We start from the raw sequence: 18785 nt of genomic DNA, 5'->3' as shown, positions 1-18785 counted from the left end.
CTATCATAAATCATAATTAAGCCTCCTTATATAATTCTATTTGTTTACATCATTAAGACATATGTTATTCTTTCGATCATTTATAAGATAAAATAAAAAGTTCGCCTCAAGCCTTAATGTTTAAAGCTTAGGGCGAACTATATATGTCCGTGGTACCACCTAATTTCAGATATAACTATCTGCACTCTATCAATACAGGACAATTGCTTAATTATCCGATATTACTTTCCTACTGAAAAATCTAAGAACAAAACAATAAATCTTACTTAATAAAGCCAGTTATTTTAACATCTGCTTATATGATTACTGATTAATCTATTATAAAAATCTTTGTATCTATCCATATCCAATTTAAAAGTGAGACCGTCATACATATTTCCCCTTACAAGGACTGAATTCTCCAAGCACTCACACTCTACAAACCCAATCCTTTTAGCTAGATTAACCATTCTATGGTTTCCTGACCATGTTTGTGTATAGATTTCATTAATTTCATGATCTATATAATAGTTTATAAGTGCTACTAGCACTTGAGTGCCAAATCCTTTATTCCAATAAGATTTTTCACAAATATCAATCCCTAAAGTTCTATACCCTTTGTTATCTTTTGTATTAGGTATCCACTCATATTTATCATCAATTAAATATGAATTACAGCCTCCAATATGAACACCATCTTTTGTACAAATTTCAAATGAAGTTCTTAAAATACCACTACTGCGTACTTTCTTGAGCCTTTTTATCTGCTTTTCTCTAAATTCATCAGGATTAAACTTTAATAACTGTTCCTCTGCTTCCCATGGTGCATCCCAGTCATGCCATTGAACTTCAGTTGTCATCCAACGAATATCATCCTCTATATCGGTTATTATATAATCACGAAGTATTATATCCTTAAAATTAATCTCTACCTTAAAATCATTAAATAGTTGTTCTTCAATTACTGTTTTCTGCCATTCATCTCTTGTAATCTCTAAATATGGATTATTACCTTCAAGATAAGCAGGGCGAGGTCCATAACTCTAACTTTTCATAAAGTCTCCATGCACTAATGTTATCTGGATGTGGCTCCACATATACCCTTTCAGCCTTCCCTTCTTTAAAAGCTTTATTTATAGAATATGATAAGGCTTTAGAGGCAATTCCTTTACCTTGAGCATTAGATAATACTTTAATATCTAATTCAGCCGTCTTAGTGTTAACATCAGTATTATAAAATGTTTCTCCACAATAAGTACCATCTTCTAAATAAATAGAATAATGGCAACGATATGGTGGTTGAATTGCCCATATAATCCACTTTTCAAGATTTTCTATAGTTGTTCCCAATCCATCAGGAAAACCTACAAATTTCATTACATCTCCATTATTCCATAGTTTCATGACGTTTTCTAAATCATCTTTACTTGTTTCTTTAATAATAATTTTATTATCTATCAAAATATTTCCTCCTAAAATTTTCATTTTGGAGGGTTAAAGTGAGTGCACCCTCCTTGCACTATACTTTAATAATTTAGTTATATTTCTCATGAAAACCACCCTTTCTTTTTTAAATTTGGGTACATCTTTTTTATATTATATCTTATTAATCCTTATCTTTCCATTCCCATAGACTGTAATTATAAGCAAGAGATGTATAATTGATTTTGAAGGATTTATTGTAACATTTCCTATCCTTGACTATGGATATTTCTTCAAATATAATTTAACTAAGTGAGGTGGCACATATGATTGAATGCAGTATAAATAATCTAATCAAATATTATGGAGCGAATAAGATTTTTGAAAATATATCCTTTGAATTACACAGTAATGAAAGGGTAGGATTAATTGGACAGAATGGATGCGGAAAAACTACCTTAATGAAGATATTAATGGGCATTGAAGATTATCATGGAGGGAATATTAGCTTTAGAAAAGGAAGTAGAGTTGGATATTTAGACCAGATATTCAAATGTCCCAAGGATACTACTGTAATAGAAATCCTTGAAATGCCCTTTGAAAATATATTTAATATTAAGCTAGAGTTAAAAAACTTGGAAGAAAGATTAAAGACTTTATCTGGTGAAGAATTAGAGATTGAAATGAATAGTTATGGTCTACTTATGGAGGAATTTGAACGCTGTGGTGGATATACTATGGACACTAATATAAACAAAGTATGTAGCGGACTTTTCCTACCAGATGACTTTAGAAAGAAGCCATTTGAACAATTATCTGGCGGTGAAAAAACCAGGGTTCTTTTAGCAAAATTACTCTTGGAAAATCCAGATATACTCTTATTAGATGAGCCTACTAACCATTTAGACATAGAATCTATTGAATGGCTGGAAGAATTTCTATTAGGATATAACGGTACAGTTCTTATGGTTTCACATGATAGAAGCTTTCTTGATAAAGTTGCCAATAGGATTATAGAGTTGGAACCCATAGGTACAAAGATATATGATGGAAACTACAGTTATTATGTTGAGGAGAAACAAAGACGATTTGAATTAGAATATAATGCCTATATCAATAATCAAAGAAAAATCGAGAAAATGGAACAGCAAATTGAAAGATATAGAATTTGGGGTGCCATGAGAGATAGTGAAAAGATGTATAAACGTGCTAAAGAACTTGAGAAACGATTAGAGAAGGTAGAAGTAGTAGATAGACCAACATTGGAAGATTCCAAAATTAGACTCTCTTCTGAAAAAGTAAATCGTTCTGGAAAAATTGTTCTTAATGCAGAAAATCTTAAAAAATCCTTTTCTCATAAAAAATTATTTTCAGATATATCCTTTACTCTATTTTATCAGGATAAGTTATGTATAATGGGAGAAAATGGTGGTGGAAAAACAACCCTATTAAAGATTATACTTGGAGAAATTGAGGCTGATAGTGGGAGCTTTACCATAGGTTCCAGTATAAAATTAGGCTATTTGCCACAAAATGTAGTCTTTGAAGATGAAGATATGACAATTCTTGATTACTTTGCTGCAAAACATAATATCAGCAATTCTGAAGCAAGATCTGAGTTAGCAAAAATGTTATTCATTAGAGATGATGTATATAAGAAAATCAAATCTTTATCTGGTGGTGAAAAATCTCGACTTAAATTATGCTCTTTAATACTTGATAAAGTGAATTTTATGGTTCTAGATGAGCCTACTAACCATTTGGATATTGACTCTAGAGAAGTTTTAGAAGAAACACTTTCTAATTTCAATGGTACAACTATATTTGTCTCCCATGATAGATATTTTGTCCAAAAAGTAGCTACAAAGATAATGGTATTAGATAAATCTAGAGCAAAGTTATATCCTGTACCATATGACGAATATTTGGAAATAAGGAAAAAGGAAGTAGTTGGAAAGCCTATGGTCAAGGAGTCTAAGCCAGTTAAAACAATTCCAGCTAAACCATCTAAAAAACCTAACATCTTTAAAATAGCACAGGCTGAAAAGGAAATTGAAGAATTTGAAAATAAATTAAAACTTATTGATGAAGAAATGGCTTTAAACAGCGATAATGCAGATAGGTTATATGAGTTATTTGTTGAAAAAGAATTAATTGAAAAACAACTAGAAGACTCTTATGAATTATGGGAGACTCTTCAAATCTAAAACTAATCATAAATAATAATCAAGGCCCCACTTCGGTGGGGCTTTTACTGTCAAGTTCATACTAAACTGCATATAAAGTGATGTTATATTCATGTCAAATGTTGACCAAGTGATTATCATATGCTATTATAATAAATACGAAAACATAGGAGGTGCTGATATGGACGATGATATTTTAAATCTTGAACAGGCAATGGAGCTTTTTGGAGTCAGCGAACGAACCATGATAAAACTACTTCGGGAAGAACATATTCCAGCAAGAAAGATCGGACGTGAATGGAGGTTTAATAAAACTGCTTTGTTGAAGTGGTTAGGTGAAGGCGATTCTACTAATTATCTAAATCAAACAGAACTATATCGGATTGCTAATGACACAAGGTTATCTAAGCAAGATATATTGGAACAGATAAAGGGAGACGTTGAAATGCTCACTATCAATGGCGCAAATGTCCGTGAATTATTACCAGATTTAAACAAAGATGTTTTCCTCCCCGACGACGCAACTTTAAGGGTCAGTTACAAACGACAACGTGGAATTGAAAAACTAACATTTAAAGTTTTCTGGCTGATTAAAGATTGATTCTATAACAAATGCAAATTTAATAATATATAGTTAAAAAGGAGAAAGCCTATGTCAAAGCTAAAAATTGAGCCGATGGAACAACCGGACAGAATGCTTAACTACTGGAAAAAAGAAAAATTTATTGTAGTCTGTATTATCATATTCGGATTACTATATAATATCTCATTAGTTTTTCTGCCAATCTATCAAGGTAAGCTCATAGATTCCATTGCACATAATAATAGCCTGTCCACTGTAACTACCCTTGCTGTGAGCTTTATTATGATGATAGGTTTGATACAACTTTTCAGGTACTTTAAACGGTTTTACATAAGACGCTTTGCTAACAGTACCAGTGCAACCATGCGTCTTATGCTTTACAATAATATTATGAACAAAAGCACTTCGGAACTAGATGATGAAAACATTGGAAACCTTATGACAAGAGTTGTTTCTGATGTTGATTTATGTGTAGAGGGAATGCGGAAATTTACAACTGAGGTTTTTGATACTGGTGTGATGATGGTCTCCTATATTGTTCTGCTCCTTGTATATGATTGGAAAATAACCTTGTTTTCAATAGTGTTTGTTCCAGTCGCTATGTTGATTGCGGAAAATCTTAAAGGCTTTATTTATAAATATACAAGAGCCTTCCGTAATAAAAGCAGCGAAGTGACTGACATCACCTATGATACCATTGAAAATGCTATGCTATACCGTATCAGCGGAATGGAGCCGGCAAACAGGGAAAGATACCGAAATAATCTAGAAGACTTACAAAACAAAGCAATCAAGGCAAATATACTGGAAAACTCTATGCAGCCCGTTTATAATGTCATTGCAATGCTTGGCATTATCCCAGCCATTTATATGGGAGGCATGAAAGTAATAGATGGTAGCTTTTCAGTAGGGATTTTTTCGGCATATATAACTGCTTTTATTACTATGGCAACCAAAGCCAGCAAAGCAGCAAAACTCTTTAACTCTGTGCAAAAATCACAGGTTTCATGGAACCGTATCAAACCATACCTAACGGAATATCAAAGTAAGTATACTGACCTTAATATAAGCAGTAATGGCACACAGCTAACTGTAGAGAACCTGAGTTTCCGCTATGAAGAACATGGTGATTATGTAATTGAAAATATCAGTTTTGAGGGTAAGCAGGGAGAAATCATAGGCGTAACGGGAGGCATAGCTTCCGGAAAATCCACACTTGCCTTGTCCTTACTCGGTCTTTACCCTTATGAGGGAAGTATTAAAATAGATGGTAAGGAGTTAAAGGACTACTCAGAATTTGAACGAAGTCAAATGATCGCCTACCTAGGCCATGAGCCACAACTTCTTTCTGATACCATTTACAACAACATTACATTAGGATGTGAAGGTCAGATTGACAATGTTCTTAGAGATGTATGTTTTAATGATGATTTGATAAATATGACTGATAGAGAAGATACACTGGTGGGAAACAGTGGCATTCGGTTGAGCGGAGGACAACAGGCACGTATTGCTCTTGCCCGCACATTATTTAACAAAAACAAAATTATCATATTGGATGACCCGTTTTCAGCTATTGATATGAAAACTGAGGAACAAATTATTAGAAATATTAAGAAATCCTATAAGGATAGCTTGATTATATTGGTTTCACACCGTTTAGCTGTTTTCAACAGCATAGATAGAATCCTTTTACTGGATGGTAATAAATCTGCTCAATATGGTACTCATAATGAACTTTTAGAAAAATCCAAGGTTTATTCAACCATCTACAATCTGCAAGGAACTAAGGAAGGTGATTTTGATGAAAAATAACCCAGTTAAGACAGCTATTATAAGAGTTATTAAAAAAGATATTGGATTAAGTATCCTATTACTGATTTCAATAATAGGTGTTGTTTTATTAAGTCTAATCCCGCCCCAAATTTTGAAAATAATAATTGATCAAAACCTTGTTCAAAAAACTGCGGATAAGCTGCTTGTTTTGGCTGGTGCCTACATAGGTGCAATATTGTTTGCTGGTATTTTCGATTTTATGAAGGAAGCAATTCTAACAGTCTTAGGGCAGAAAATCACTAAAGAAATACGCATGGAGATGATGGAGAAACTTGAAAAAATAAATGCACTCTTTTTTTCAGAAAATACCTCAGGGATGGTCGTATCACGTTTCACAAATGATGTTGACGCTATTAACTCGTTGTTTACTAATGGCATTATTGGAATGGTCATTGATTGCCTGAAAATAATTGGTATTGTCATTTCAATATGGATGTTCAGTGAAAAACTTGGAATCATAACTTTGTTTCTTCTGCCTATCATTTATGCTATCACACGGCTTTTTCAACGAAAAATGTTAAAAGCACAAGTTGAGAACAGAATACTTATTGGCAAAGTAAACAACCATATTTCCGAAAGCCTTAAAAATGTACAGATGATAAAATCTTATAGCAAAGAAGAATATATGGAGAAAAACTATATTGGTTATCTGCTCGATAGCTATAAAACCGTTGAAAAAGTGAACTGGTACGATTCCATATTCCCTCCGATCATTCAAATTACACGAGCAGTTTTTATCAGTCTTGTCATCATCCTGTCATCAGCCCAATTAAACTACTTGGGAATATCATTGGGTATGGTAGCTGCAACCATAGAACTTATATCTAGCCTGTTTAAGCCAATCGAAAGCCTTGGCATGGAACTTCAAAGTATCCAGCAGGCGATATCGGGTATCCACAGAGTGAATGACTTTATAAAAGAACCGGAAGACAACCCGAAAAAGGCAAATGTTACGGCTGCTGACATTATTCCCAATCGCAGTAATGTGAGAATCGCCTTTAATGAACTTAGTTTTCAATATGAAAATGGTGTGGATATATTGAAAGATATTAATCTTAGCTTTAAACCTGGTGAAAATATCGCCTTTATAGGTAGAACCGGTGTTGGGAAAACCACACTCTTCAAACTAATTATGGGTCTTTTGGAGCCAACTAATGGAAATATCACAATAAGTGGATTCAATGTCTGTGATATACCCAACTCAGAGAAACGAAAGATATTCGGATATGTGGATCAAAATATTCATATTGTGAAAGGAACCATTGCCGAACAGATTAGTTTGAGAGATGAAAGCATTACAAGAGAACAGATTGAAAATGCTTTGGATTTCGTAGGATTAACCGACTACATTGCTACGTTGGAAAACGGTTTGGACACTGTAATAATAAGTGATACCATATTTTCACAAGGACAAAAACAGCTTCTTTCCATAGCAAGAGCTATTGTGAATAATCCTCCAATTCTGCTACTTGATGAGATTACGGCGAACCTTGATTCCATAACAGAAGAAAAAATAGTTTCAGTACTACAAAAGGTAAGCAAATCCCATACGATACTATCCATTTCACATCGTATGTCTTCTATGGTTGCTAGTGACACAGTGGTTCTCTTAGAAAATGGCATGGTTAAAAATGTGGGGACACCAAAACAACTTTTGCAAAGCGACGACTGGTATAACAAACGTGTCATACTGGAAAGAATGACTTGGAGTTAAAGAAATTATTAAAAGGAATATTAAATTCCAAGAAAATAAGGCTCACTGAGGATAAATATCCTCAGTGAGCCTTGTCAAATATTCTTTAAAACTCATTTTCATATTTCTTAAAAAATTCATAGTATGTACGCATATTTTCTAGTTCTGTCCATTTCTTCACTACAACTGGGTTTTCATCAAGATCATATATCTTTGCCCCAGCCATAGCAAGGAAAAAAGGAGAATGTGTTGATATAATAAATTGACAGTTAAAAAATCGTGCCGAGTCCTCAATAAATCTCATTAACTCCATCTGACGCTTTGGGGAAAGACTGTTTTCAGGCTCATCTAATAGATAAAGTCCATTTTCTTCTATTTTTTCTGTAAAATATAGAAAGGCACTTTCACCATTTGAATATTCTCGTACATTATCCATTAATTCATTTCTCACAAAACGTGACTGAGTTTTTCTTCTACTATCATTCATCTTTTTTAATTTTTCATAATCTGCTATGGAATTCATTTGAAACTGAGAATACTTAGAATCTAAATATTCCCCAAAAAGTTCTTCTCGTTTTTGATCAATTCCTTCATTAAGGTTGCGGATATTAAACATATAATCAAAGACATCATCACTAGTAATAATTCTGCTTTTTTCAGGAATATCAGTCACAATCTCCATCGTACACATACTGACATAGTCTCCATAAAAATTAGATTTATTATAGATAGAATCGCGATTGATTTCCGTTTTTTCTGCAATCACATTTAATGCTGTTGATTTTCCCGAGCCATTCCCACCATAGAAAATCGTAATTTGCTCAAAATCAACTCTTTCAAGATCATGTTTTGATAATATCTTAAATGGATAAAATGAGTCATAGCAAGTTCTTCTTATCCCTAGCAAAAAGTCAAATTCCATACCTTCATTTGGAAATGTAAAAGTATTTAAATAAATTATCATCACCTTCCCTAAGCAACACATTTCTTCCAAGCTACTTTGCTTATAATCAATCCAACTGGAATATAAGCATATACACCATAAGGAATTCTAGTCAATATATAATGCCCCAATATAAACATACCCATAATAAATATACTTATTAGGATATTATATCCACCTGGACCTTCTGTTACTTCAAAGGCTCTAGAGAACGGCAGATTCTTATCTAATATCTTAAATTCTATAATAGTAAAGAGCAGCATATTTATTCCAACTACTATCATCTGATCTACTATCTGCATTTTATATATAATTAGAAATATTAAGCTCACTAAAACAAATACAGGTGCAAATAGGTTAACTATTGCCGCCTTAACAGTGCCTCTATAAATAGCTGGTTTATTTTTAATAGGTATAGTTTCGTATATCCAGGCTCCTTTATAATTTCCAGAATACCCTAAGAGAATTAATATATTAGGAATCATCACAAAAGCCATGTAAATCCATAAGTAATTTTTCGTATTAGAAATATTTGAGAATTGACTTCTATTCATACTAAACATCATAAGAAATGGAAATATAATTGCCATCCCCAAACTTGGATAAACCTTTAATTTGAAGGTTCTCTCATTTTTTAACATATTAGCAGCAAATTTGTAAAAAGTTCTCTCCTCCTCATCTTTACAGGCTAACTTTGATACAAAAATATTAACTTTATTCTTATCTTTAGTCTGCCCCTCTGCACTATTTAGCTTCTGTAAATTTCTTTCAAACATAGGCATGAGTTTTATATAAATCACAATAGATACAATTGGAATTACAACTCCAAGTATAGAATAAATTACAATATAACTTTCATTATTACCCTTTAATATTAACTCAAAGGGTGCTGCAAACCATAATGGCGGAAAAAAGTATTTCCATAGGCTAGGATTATATTCCAAATTATTTATATCTATAAAGTCGAAAAGTCTGCCTATTAGTTGATAACCCAGTGACATAACTATAGTTAGACCTATTTGAACATAATTAATAATATCCTTTAGTTTTTCACCGCTGGAAAACCTAAGAACTACAAGGTAAATGAGGGCAGTAAGTATTATGGTAAACAATGCAATTAAAATAACTGCTAATAAATATATAAAAAAGAAAGTAAATCCATGTCTTTTTATAGATACAATAAGTGAAGGCCCAGAAATAGCCATAGTAATAGCTGTAATATACATGAATATATGTAATATCTTAGCCATATTTAAGGTCTTACTATCTATAGGCTTTGAAAGTAATATCTCCTTATCCTTTATATCTAGTAGTACCGAACTAAAATCAGCTATTAAAGAAGTCATCAATAGAAACATAGTTATTCCAAATACAAAGCTCATTTGAAACAAGAAATTGTCTCCAATTACTATAAATAAAATTAAGAAGGCCCCCATTAAAATATATGTCCATAAAGACTTTAGGAAGTTATTCTTATCTTTACTTTCCTTTTCTTTTTTCTTATTATTTTGATTGCTTAAAACGGTAGATACTCTTCTTCCATCTAATATTAGCTTTACATTAAGTATCTTTCGCATTGCAGGATAATCTACTCCAATTTTTTCAAATATGCCCTTGAAGATGTCTAAGAATCTTAATACTCCAAAATCCTTCATCTATATCACCTCTTCTATGGTAGCTACTATTTCCTTAGCTATTTTCTCATGTTCATTGAATCCTGTTAATTGATTAAATATCTTCTCTAATGAACTATCCATAGTTATACCCTTTAAATCATTAAAACTTCCATCGGCTACTATTTCTCCATTATTTATAAGTATTATCCTACTACTGATTTTCTCAACAACCTCCATAATATGAGAAGAGTAGAAAATAGTTTTTCCCTTTCTAGCTAACTCTGCTAATACTTCCTTAAATACCATAACGCTGTTGGCATCCATTCCGCTTAAAGGCTCATCTAGGAATAGAACGTCAGGATCATTGATTAAAGCCGATATTATAAGAGTCTTTTGCTTCATTCCCTTAGAATAAGAGCTTATTCTAGCATCATAAACATCTTTAATTCCAAATAGATCCATTAACTTCCCAGCTTTTTTATTTGCTTCTTCATATTTTATGCCATAGAGTTCTCCAATAAAAGTCAGATATTCTCTAGCTGTAAGATTTTCATAAATTTCAGCAGTCTCAGGTACATATCCGATTTTCTTTTTATAATCTACTTTTCCGTCTCTTATATCTTCCCCAAATATCTTTATATCTCCAGAATAATCTCCAACTAAACCTAGCATGATTTTCACTGTCGTACTCTTTCCAGCCCCATTTGGTCCTATATACCCTATGATTTCTCCCTTATGTACATCTAGATTAATATCCCGTAATACCTCTTTCTCTCCATAGCTCTTACTTAAATTCCTTATGGTTACTATTGATTCCATATTTCCATCCCCCTAGTAATCTATTGATTATATTATAACATAAAGAATTCTACTTCCAAATCCTTCTTTTAAAGTCATCTACTTAGCCTTTATAGTGTTATAAATAAAAAAGTGGCCAGATATTTCTACCTTTCCACTCTTATAAAGCTTCGTCAATTTATTCTAAAATTTATTAAACCGTTTCTCTTTTATAGTATTTTGCCTGTGCATTGTACAAGCTTGCGTAAATATTGTTTTCATCCTTAATAAGAGTATCATGATTACCCCTTTGAATAATTTTTCCACTATCAAACACTATTATATTATCACAAAATCTGCAACTGCTCATTCTATGGGATATAAAAATACTTGTCTTATCTTCTACTAACTCATTGAATCTTGAATAGATTTCAAACTCACTAATTGGATCCAATGCTGATGTTGGTTCATCAAGTATGACAAAGGGGGCATCCTTATATAATGCTCTTGCAATTGCTATTTTTTGTGCTTCTCCACCACTTACTTCCACTCCATCCTCATCATATTTATATAAATTGGTTTCTATATTTTGTGGCATTTCTTTTATTCTATTGGCTATTCCAGATAAACTTAAACAATTCCATACCTTATCATCTTCCACATTTCTATTTGTGGCAATATTTTCACCTACAGGAAATGCAAACAAATTAAAATCTTGAAATACAACAGAAAATATTGATAAATACTCACTATAATCATATTCCTTTATATCTATACCATTTAAAGTTATATATCCTTCTGTTGGGTCATAAAGTCTTGTTAATAGCTTTATAAATGTGGTTTTACCAGCACCATTTTTTCCTACAACAGCTATTTTATCCTTTACAGTTAATTTGCAGGATATATCTTTAAGAACATGGCCCTCAGTATTTGGATACTTAAATGATACATTGTGGAATTCAATATCATATACCTCATCTTTACTCTTTTCTATCGATAATAAACCAGTTTGTTTTTTATTCTCCATATTAATAAATTCATTAAATACTTTCACAAATTCAGTTTGAAGTTTTATACGCTGATTGACACTAATTATATCTGTAACCGCATTGTTAAATATACTTATGGCACCTATATATTTTGTAAGTTCACCAATTGTAATACTTCCAGCTAATACCTTTAAAATTACAATAATATATGCAATATACATATAAATGGAGTTACTTAAAAGATTCCATGTTTCTTTATTTTTAACCTTCTCATAATAAAACATATCGAAAAACTTTCCAGATTCATGCATATATTTCTTATAATTATTGTGGATCATTTCAAACATATTAAATATTCTTATATCCTTTCCCATGGGATAGTTTAAGAATATTTGGTCTGTATAGTAACTGAATTTCCTTTCAACGATTATTTTATTATTAAATAAATCTGAACTATGACTCTTAGATTTTATTTCCACATATTTATTGAACTTCATATTAGATACAGTTAGAACTACTAATACACCTAATGAAAATGGCATAGATGCAAGTGTATTTATAATATGGATGTTACTTACTGGTGCTAAAACACATAGACTTATAACCAAAGAGACCGATGTTATAATTTTAAAAATCCCCTCAAGTAATTTCCTATAATACATTATAAAGCCATAATATCCTCCTGTATGCTCCATGGTATATTCTGCATTAGATATTTTTTGTAATACCTGAGGGTCCTCCATAATGTCAAAGTCTATTTCCATTGCCTTCTCATTAATTAAAATAATCATTTTTCTTTGAATATAATCTGCTTTATACTTATTTATATTATTTAAAAAATCTATCAACAAACCAATCAATAGATTTGATAGAACTAAACCTATTATCAAAGATGGTATTTTTACAAAATCCTTTGCTATAATTGAATTAATCATATATGCAGAAATATAAAGCTCTATATATGGAAACAATGCAGATAGAATAGATTGTACTATCAATAATGGTATAATACTTCTGTCTATTTTGTGAACTATTTTTAAACTTTCAAAACCATCTTTATGATAATTAAATCCTTTGAATATTTTAGCAAACAATTTCAGGCACCTCCTCTTGATAGTAAGACGACTGAATATTAAACATCTTTGCATACTCACCGTTGTTTTTTAATAAATTATAGTGAGTACCTTCCTCAATAATTTTTCCATGTTCCAACATAATGATTCTATCACAAAATTTTGTTGAGCTTAATCTATGTGAAATAAATACACTTGTCTTTCCATCTATTAATGAACTATATTTTTCATACATTTCACTTTCTGCCAAGGCATCTAGGGCTGAAGTAGGCTCATCTAAAATCATAATAGGACTATTTTTATATAAGCATCTGGCAAGCATTAGCTTTTGAGTTTCTCCTCCAGATAAGATAGCACCTTCATCATCGAGTTCTTTTAACATAGTTGTATGAACTCCATTTTTCAATTTATCTACTTTATCCTTTAGACCTGACAATTCAATACATTTATCAACTTTATTATAGTCAGTTTTTTCCTTAATACAGCAAGATATATTTTCAGCCATTGATAAAGCAAGTACTTGAAAATCTTGAAATACGATAGAAAATACTTTAAAATAATCCTCTCTTTTATATGTGCTTATATCTACACCGTCTAAATATATCTTTCCCTCTGTAGGTTTATATAATCCACACATCAACTTTACAAGTGTAGTTTTTCCTGCTCCATTAACTCCTACTAGTGCAAGTTTTTCTCCCTTACCAATAGTCAAATTAAAATTATCAAATATTTTTGTTGTTTCTCCTGGAAAAGCAAATGATACATTTTCAAATCTTAATTCATATGTTTTTTCTTCTGTTATATGATTATATAAATCCAAATCATTACTGATACTATTTTCTAACTTCACATCATCTATTTCTATGGCAGTTCTTGAGTTATTTACAGTTGTATTATTTAATTGTAGATATTTTATATTGTCAAATATACTGGTTACCCAATTGTTAACCCCTAAAATCAATCCTATAACCATAATAAACTGACTTATTTCTAATCCATTTTTCACTTTGTTAAATACAACAAAATAAGCAATGGCATATTTTATTGCTGTTAGAATTCGTTCCGATACATTAACTAAATAATAGATTCTTAACTCCTTCTCTAGCCAATTTTGTCTTAGGCTAATTAAGTATTCAGATGTATCCATGAACCAATTTTTCATACTATATAATCGTATATCCTTTGCATTTTTTAGCGAGGTGGACTGTGTAGATAAATATTTTAATTTTGTATCAAACTTGAACCATTTTTCTTTATTTTTATTTATCCACTTTTCATTTAAAAGATTAACAATAATGGAAAAAGAGGATATGGCTATTAAAATCAATGAAATCCAAATATTTACCCTTGCAATAAAAATACAATATACAATAAGACCTAAAACACTTTGTATAAAGTTTCTAAAATCCACTATCATATGAGTAAATCCTATATTAAAAGCATCCATATAGGAATCAAGTCCTGCATCAAGAATTTCTCTACTTTCTGAAATATCAAGATTTTGATAATTGGTTATCATAATATGGTCATAATAATCTTGACATTTAAACATACGCTTCTTATTTACAGTGTTATCTGAACTTTGTACAAGTCTTTTATAAAAAATTGTTATGGAATATAAAACTAAGCAATAGTATGTTAATTTCAATAAAATCTGTGAGATGCTAATTTCTTCTGTCAATAACTTTACAGCATATGCAGGTAACAATATCAGCATAAAAGTTGTAAATATATTGCACAATATAATTATTACTGCACCTGCCCAATACCTACTCCTGTATTCTTGTAATATGTATTTATGTGTAAAAATTATATTTTTAAATACACTGTAATTCTTTTTTTCCAACCTCATCACCCCATAACAATTATAATATAATGCTTCCTTTATATCTTATCTTCCTTAACTAGTTCATTTAATATTGATTATATATAATATACATGTATAATCACCCTACTTTAAAATATGCTTTTTGTTCTGATTTTAGCATATTATTTTATTACATGATGAAAATAGCTAATTAAGAATTTTGATTTTTACCTAATAAATCTTTCACCATTTCTCTATTCTCAAAAAGTGCACAACCACCTTTATGCTCTTTTAGCAGCTCATGAATACTTCTGACCTTTTCTAATAAGGGAGAATTTAATGCTTCCTCAAGTGTTACATCTTTTAGATTTATATCTGAATATGGTGCAAAAGGACATGGTTCTATTGAGCCTATTGCATTGATATGCACGAATCCTCTCCCTGCTGCTAAACACCCTCCAAACTTTTCTTCGTCTCCAGGAAATGTTATAAATATTGCCCTATGTTTTTCTCTTAACTTATCCATATTAGAATTAAGCTGTTGCCTTTGACTTGTGGATATTGCAAGGCTTTCTGTAGAACTATCAAAGGGGATATATTCAATAAAGAAAAATGCTCTACATCCCCGCTCTATATAAGTTCTGATAAATTCATCATTTAAAACATCTTCAAAATTCTCTGTTGTAATGGTTATAGATATTCCATAAAATATGCTTTTTTCTTGAAGTAAATCAATGCTAGATGAAACTCTCTTAAATACTCCTTTTCCTCTTCTCTTATCTGTTTGATCTTCATCACCTTCAATGCTTATGACCGGTATCATATTTCTAGATAAAGAAAAAGTTTCAGCCCACTCTTCATTTATTAACATTCCGTTTGTGAATATAGGAAAAATAATCTCTGGAAACTTTATACATTCTTTAACTACCTTCTCTTTAGTAAGAGGTTCTCCCCCAGCTAACAGTATAAATGATATACCTAACTCTTTTCCCTGAGCAAAAATACTTGACCATTGGTTTTCATCTAGTTCTAATGATCTATTATGAACTTTTGCTTTATCATAACATCCCTTACATCTTAAATTGCAAACACTTGTAATAGAGGCTATCACAAAAGGCGGTACATGAAGCCCTTTTTCTTCGTGTTTAGCTCTAATTTTGGGTGAGTTCCTTTGTTCTAATGCAATTTTCATAATACTCTTTGCTGATGTAAAATCTCTAAGGGCTATTTTTATACAATCCTCCATAAGGAGTTCTATTGATCTATTAAGCATTTTTGATAGTATTATATTAGATTTTTTTATATCATTTAATTCTTCCATACTTATCCCCCTGAATCATTATTTTCTGATACTATTCCAAAAGAATTCTATATGATAATTTATCTGTGCTTCAATCTCATTAATATCAATATATTCTACATCCTTTAGCATAAATTCTTCATACATTTTATAGATTGCAAAAGCTTGAAATTCTTGGGAATATAAATATGGATTTCCATCCCTAATAATTTCTTTATCCATAAGTTCCCTCATAAACTTTTCCATGACTGTCCTTGGTTTATCTATAAATTCTTCTAAAAAAAAGTTTTTGATCTTTTGGTTTTTAAATTGTTCTTTTATAATGATTTTTAAGATATTGATCATTTCAGGTCTTTTGAGAATATTAATAACACTATCAAATCCACCCTTGAGAATATGAAGGATTTTATCTTCCCTTAAATCACTAGGATTTAGTTCTTTTATCTCAAATACATCTCCCATTTGATAGAAAAGATTCCTATAATATTTAAATATCTCCTCAAGTATTTCTTCTTTACTATTAAAATGATTGTATATAGAACTTCCCTTGATCCCTACAATATCTGCAATCTTCCGTATTGAAGTGTTATCGTATCCTTGACTTGAAAACTGTTCTATGGCTGCAGCTATAATCTTTTCTTTTGTATCCTTTAATTCTAAATCTTCCTTAAATAAATCCATCATTTTTCCACTCCTTTAAACTAACACCGTTAGTTTCATGTTATACTAACAGCGTTAGTTTGTCAATAAGTATTTCTTCAAAAATGAATATATAAAATAGTCCTCGAAATTACCCCTTAATTATAATTAAGGGGTAATTCTATTTTTATTATTTAAAATAAAATTGTCATATATCCTCCATATAATGCTAATAATAATATTCCTGTAAGTCTTCCTATTTTCTCGGTAGATGTTCCTATTAATATAAATACTAATGCTACTATGGTAGCCATGGGAATATCTAGAGCTAAAGTTTGTTGTGATATAATTAGTCCATTATCACTAACCAATGCAGATGCTCCCATAACTAAAGTCATATTAAATATATTAGCTCCCACTATATTTCCTACAGATATATTTTGTTTTCCCTTTATGGTTGAACTTAGGGCTGTCACAAGTTCTGGTAAAGATGTTCCAATGGCAAGTAAAGTTAGACTAACTACTTGCTTTGGTATTCTCAAAAAGTTTGCTATTTCTACTCCAGTATCTACCAGCAGATGTGCACTGATTATTATAAGGGCTGTTCCTACTGCAAACTTAATTCCATTTTGTATTAAATCTTTCTTATTTGGAAATTCCCTAGAAGTATTCTTAGACTTTCCATTCCCTTTCTTTAATTCAAATACATTTATAAAAATAAATAATAATAATAAAGCAACCAGAATCTTTCCTTCTAAATGACTAATTACTCCATCGGATGCAAAGTAATAAAATATACCTAAATATCCAAACATCATTGATCCTTTGATACCAAATAAATTATCTTTTATATGTATAGGCTTAATCAATGCACAAATTCCCACTATAAATGCAATATTACAAATATAAGAACCTAGTGAATTTCCTACTGCCATATCTGTTAATCCTTCTTTACTTGATAGTGTAGATACGAAAAGCTCTGGTAATGTAGTAGCTACACTAACTATGGTTGCACCTATTATTCCATAGGAGATCCCAGTTTTATCTGCAAACCAAATAACAGCATCTACAAACCAATCCCCACCCTTAACGATCATAATAAGTCCTATAATAAATAATAAAAATGTAGAAAAAATCCCCATATTGCCCCCCTCTATTTATTTATTCTTTAATCAATTATATTATTTATATAAAAATATATCAGCTAATATTACAATATCTTCTTATTTCATCACATATATTGGTAATCTGAATAAAATAATATTAGTTTTAAATGATAGGGGTGTGAGTATGGAAGTTATACTATTAGTATTGGTATTATCTTTAGATGCTTTCGTAGCTAGTATTGCTTACGGAACTAATAAAATAAAGATACCATTTAGGTCAGTCCTAATTATTAATACTATTTGTTCACTTTTCCTAGGTGTTTCCATTTTCTTTGGCTTTCAAATAAAAAAAATACTCCCTAATAATATTACATTAATATTAAGCTTTTCTATACTAATGCTACTTGGAATATACTATTTATTTGAAAGTATTATTAAAACCTATTTGGAAAAGAAATTAGAAGAAAATGAGAAAGTTAAAATAAAGCTATTTGATATATGGATAATTATAGATGTGTATTGCGATGAAACTAAAGCAGATTTTAATCTATCTAAAAAGCTTGATGCGAAGGAAGCAGTATATCTTGCCACTGCACTTTCACTAGATTCATTGGCTGTAGGTTTTGGAAGCAGTCTAGGTAATATTAATTATCTTCATGTAATAGGATTATCTCTAATTATAGGATTATTTTCTATTTACAGTGGAATTTTTATCGGTAAAAAGATTGTGGAAAAGACAAAAATCAATTTATCTTGGTTATCTGGTATTCTGCTAATAATATTAGCAATTTTAAAATTAATTTAAAATAAGTCCTATGGCTAATTGACATAGGACT

15 protein-coding genes are annotated in these 18785 nt (G+C 30.8%); 5 read left to right on the top strand and 10 right to left on the bottom strand.

The window, feature by feature from the left end; all coding sequences use genetic code 11:
• Positions 1 to 284: 284 nt before the first annotated feature.
• Both RBU61_RS18715 and RBU61_RS18710 read right to left on the bottom strand, forming a co-directional pair.
• Entirely contained in the window at positions 285 to 887 is a 603-nt protein-coding gene (locus RBU61_RS18715) for a GNAT family protein (protein ID WP_308879844.1), read from the bottom strand.
• A gap of 106 nt (positions 888 to 993) precedes the next feature.
• The gene (locus RBU61_RS18710) at positions 994 to 1440 is read right to left on the bottom strand and encodes a GNAT family N-acetyltransferase (RefSeq protein WP_308877193.1); all 447 of its coding nucleotides are present in this window, start codon (positions 1438 to 1440) and stop codon (positions 994 to 996) included.
• Between the two features lie 287 nt (positions 1441 to 1727).
• On the opposite strand from RBU61_RS18710, the gene abc-f reads away from it, so the two are divergent.
• The 4 genes from abc-f (at position 1728) to RBU61_RS18690 (ending at position 7720) form a co-directional block, all read left to right on the top strand.
• A complete protein-coding gene (gene abc-f / locus RBU61_RS18705) occupies positions 1728 to 3608 on the top strand; it encodes a ribosomal protection-like ABC-F family protein (RefSeq protein ID WP_308877192.1) in 1881 nt (626 codons plus the stop codon).
• A 160-nt stretch (positions 3609 to 3768) separates the two neighbouring features.
• Complete coding sequence (locus tag RBU61_RS18700; RefSeq protein ID WP_308877191.1) at positions 3769 to 4188, top strand: helix-turn-helix domain-containing protein; 420 nt, start codon at positions 3769 to 3771, stop codon at positions 4186 to 4188.
• Positions 4189 to 4239: 51 nt separating this feature from the next.
• Positions 4240 to 5985, top strand: a complete 1746-nt coding sequence (locus RBU61_RS18695; protein WP_308877190.1) for an ABC transporter ATP-binding protein — start codon at positions 4240 to 4242, stop codon at positions 5983 to 5985.
• Positions 5975 to 7720 (top strand): ABC transporter ATP-binding protein, encoded by a 1746-nt coding sequence (locus tag RBU61_RS18690; RefSeq protein WP_308877189.1) that lies wholly within the window; start codon positions 5975 to 5977, stop codon positions 7718 to 7720. Before RBU61_RS18695 ends, RBU61_RS18690 begins: the two co-directional genes overlap by 11 nt.
• An 85-nt stretch (positions 7721 to 7805) precedes the next feature.
• Here the strand turns inward: RBU61_RS18690 and RBU61_RS18685 are convergent, their stop codons facing one another.
• From RBU61_RS18685 to RBU61_RS18650, 8 genes are all read right to left on the bottom strand, one after another.
• Positions 7806 to 8663 (bottom strand): AAA family ATPase, encoded by an 858-nt coding sequence (locus RBU61_RS18685; protein WP_308877188.1) that lies wholly within the window; start codon positions 8661 to 8663, stop codon positions 7806 to 7808.
• Between the two features lie 8 nt (positions 8664 to 8671).
• Positions 8672 to 10297, bottom strand: coding sequence for a hypothetical protein (locus tag RBU61_RS18680; RefSeq protein WP_308877187.1), 1626 nt, complete (start codon positions 10295 to 10297; stop codon positions 8672 to 8674).
• Positions 10298 to 11077, bottom strand: a complete 780-nt coding sequence (locus RBU61_RS18675; protein WP_308877186.1) for an ABC transporter ATP-binding protein — start codon at positions 11075 to 11077, stop codon at positions 10298 to 10300.
• Between the two features lie 172 nt (positions 11078 to 11249).
• A complete protein-coding gene (locus tag RBU61_RS18670) occupies positions 11250 to 13118 on the bottom strand; it encodes an ABC transporter ATP-binding protein (RefSeq protein WP_308877185.1) in 1869 nt (622 codons plus the stop codon).
• Positions 13108 to 14943 (bottom strand): ABC transporter ATP-binding protein, encoded by a 1836-nt coding sequence (locus RBU61_RS18665; RefSeq protein WP_308877184.1) that lies wholly within the window; start codon positions 14941 to 14943, stop codon positions 13108 to 13110. The genes RBU61_RS18670 and RBU61_RS18665 overlap by 11 nt, the downstream gene beginning before the upstream one ends.
• Before the next feature lie 172 nt (positions 14944 to 15115).
• Positions 15116 to 16225, bottom strand: a complete 1110-nt coding sequence (locus RBU61_RS18660) for a radical SAM protein (RefSeq protein WP_308877183.1) — start codon at positions 16223 to 16225, stop codon at positions 15116 to 15118.
• An 18-nt stretch (positions 16226 to 16243) separates the two neighbouring features.
• Positions 16244 to 16888 carry a TetR/AcrR family transcriptional regulator gene (locus tag RBU61_RS18655; RefSeq protein ID WP_308877182.1) on the bottom strand — a complete coding sequence of 215 codons (645 nt, stop codon included), beginning with the start codon at positions 16886 to 16888 and terminating at the stop codon, positions 16244 to 16246.
• A gap of 149 nt (positions 16889 to 17037) precedes the next feature.
• On the bottom strand, positions 17038 to 17985 hold the full coding sequence (locus RBU61_RS18650; protein ID WP_308877181.1) for a calcium/sodium antiporter: 948 nt from the start codon (positions 17983 to 17985) through the stop codon (positions 17038 to 17040).
• A 148-nt stretch (positions 17986 to 18133) separates the two neighbouring features.
• Here RBU61_RS18650 and ytaF point away from each other — a divergent pair, with 148 nt between their 5' ends.
• Positions 18134 to 18754 (top strand): sporulation membrane protein YtaF, encoded by a 621-nt coding sequence (gene ytaF / locus RBU61_RS18645; RefSeq protein WP_308877180.1) that lies wholly within the window; start codon positions 18134 to 18136, stop codon positions 18752 to 18754.
• The last annotated feature ends 31 nt before the right edge of the window (positions 18755 to 18785 follow it).

This window comes from Tissierella sp. MB52-C2, assembly GCF_030931715.1.
Taxonomy (GTDB): Bacteria; Bacillota; Clostridia; order Tissierellales; family Tissierellaceae; genus Tissierella.
Note: the sequence above shows the minus strand (reverse complement) of the source record. Positions and strands in the feature narration are given on the sequence as shown.

Bases quoted from the DNA above. Each gene is read 5' to 3' on its own strand.
- RBU61_RS18700 (WP_308877191.1), top strand. From the start codon at position 3,769: ATGGACGATGATATTTTAAATCTTGAACAGGCAATGGAGCTTTTTGGA.
- RBU61_RS18680 (WP_308877187.1), bottom strand. From the start codon at position 10,297: ATGAAGGATTTTGGAGTATTAAGATTCTTAGACATCTTCAAGGGCATA.
- RBU61_RS18685 (WP_308877188.1), bottom strand. From the start codon at position 8,663: ATGATAATTTATTTAAATACTTTTACATTTCCAAATGAAGGTATGGAA.
- abc-f (WP_308877192.1), top strand. From the start codon at position 1,728: ATGATTGAATGCAGTATAAATAATCTAATCAAATATTATGGAGCGAAT.
- RBU61_RS18695 (WP_308877190.1), top strand. From the start codon at position 4,240: ATGTCAAAGCTAAAAATTGAGCCGATGGAACAACCGGACAGAATGCTT.
- RBU61_RS18655 (WP_308877182.1), bottom strand. From the start codon at position 16,888: ATGATGGATTTATTTAAGGAAGATTTAGAATTAAAGGATACAAAAGAA.
- RBU61_RS18690 (WP_308877189.1), top strand. From the start codon at position 5,975: ATGAAAAATAACCCAGTTAAGACAGCTATTATAAGAGTTATTAAAAAA.
- RBU61_RS18660 (WP_308877183.1), bottom strand. From the start codon at position 16,225: ATGGAAGAATTAAATGATATAAAAAAATCTAATATAATACTATCAAAA.
- RBU61_RS18650 (WP_308877181.1), bottom strand. From the start codon at position 17,985: ATGGGGATTTTTTCTACATTTTTATTATTTATTATAGGACTTATTATG.
- ytaF (WP_308877180.1), top strand. From the start codon at position 18,134: ATGGAAGTTATACTATTAGTATTGGTATTATCTTTAGATGCTTTCGTA.
- RBU61_RS18675 (WP_308877186.1), bottom strand. From the start codon at position 11,077: ATGGAATCAATAGTAACCATAAGGAATTTAAGTAAGAGCTATGGAGAG.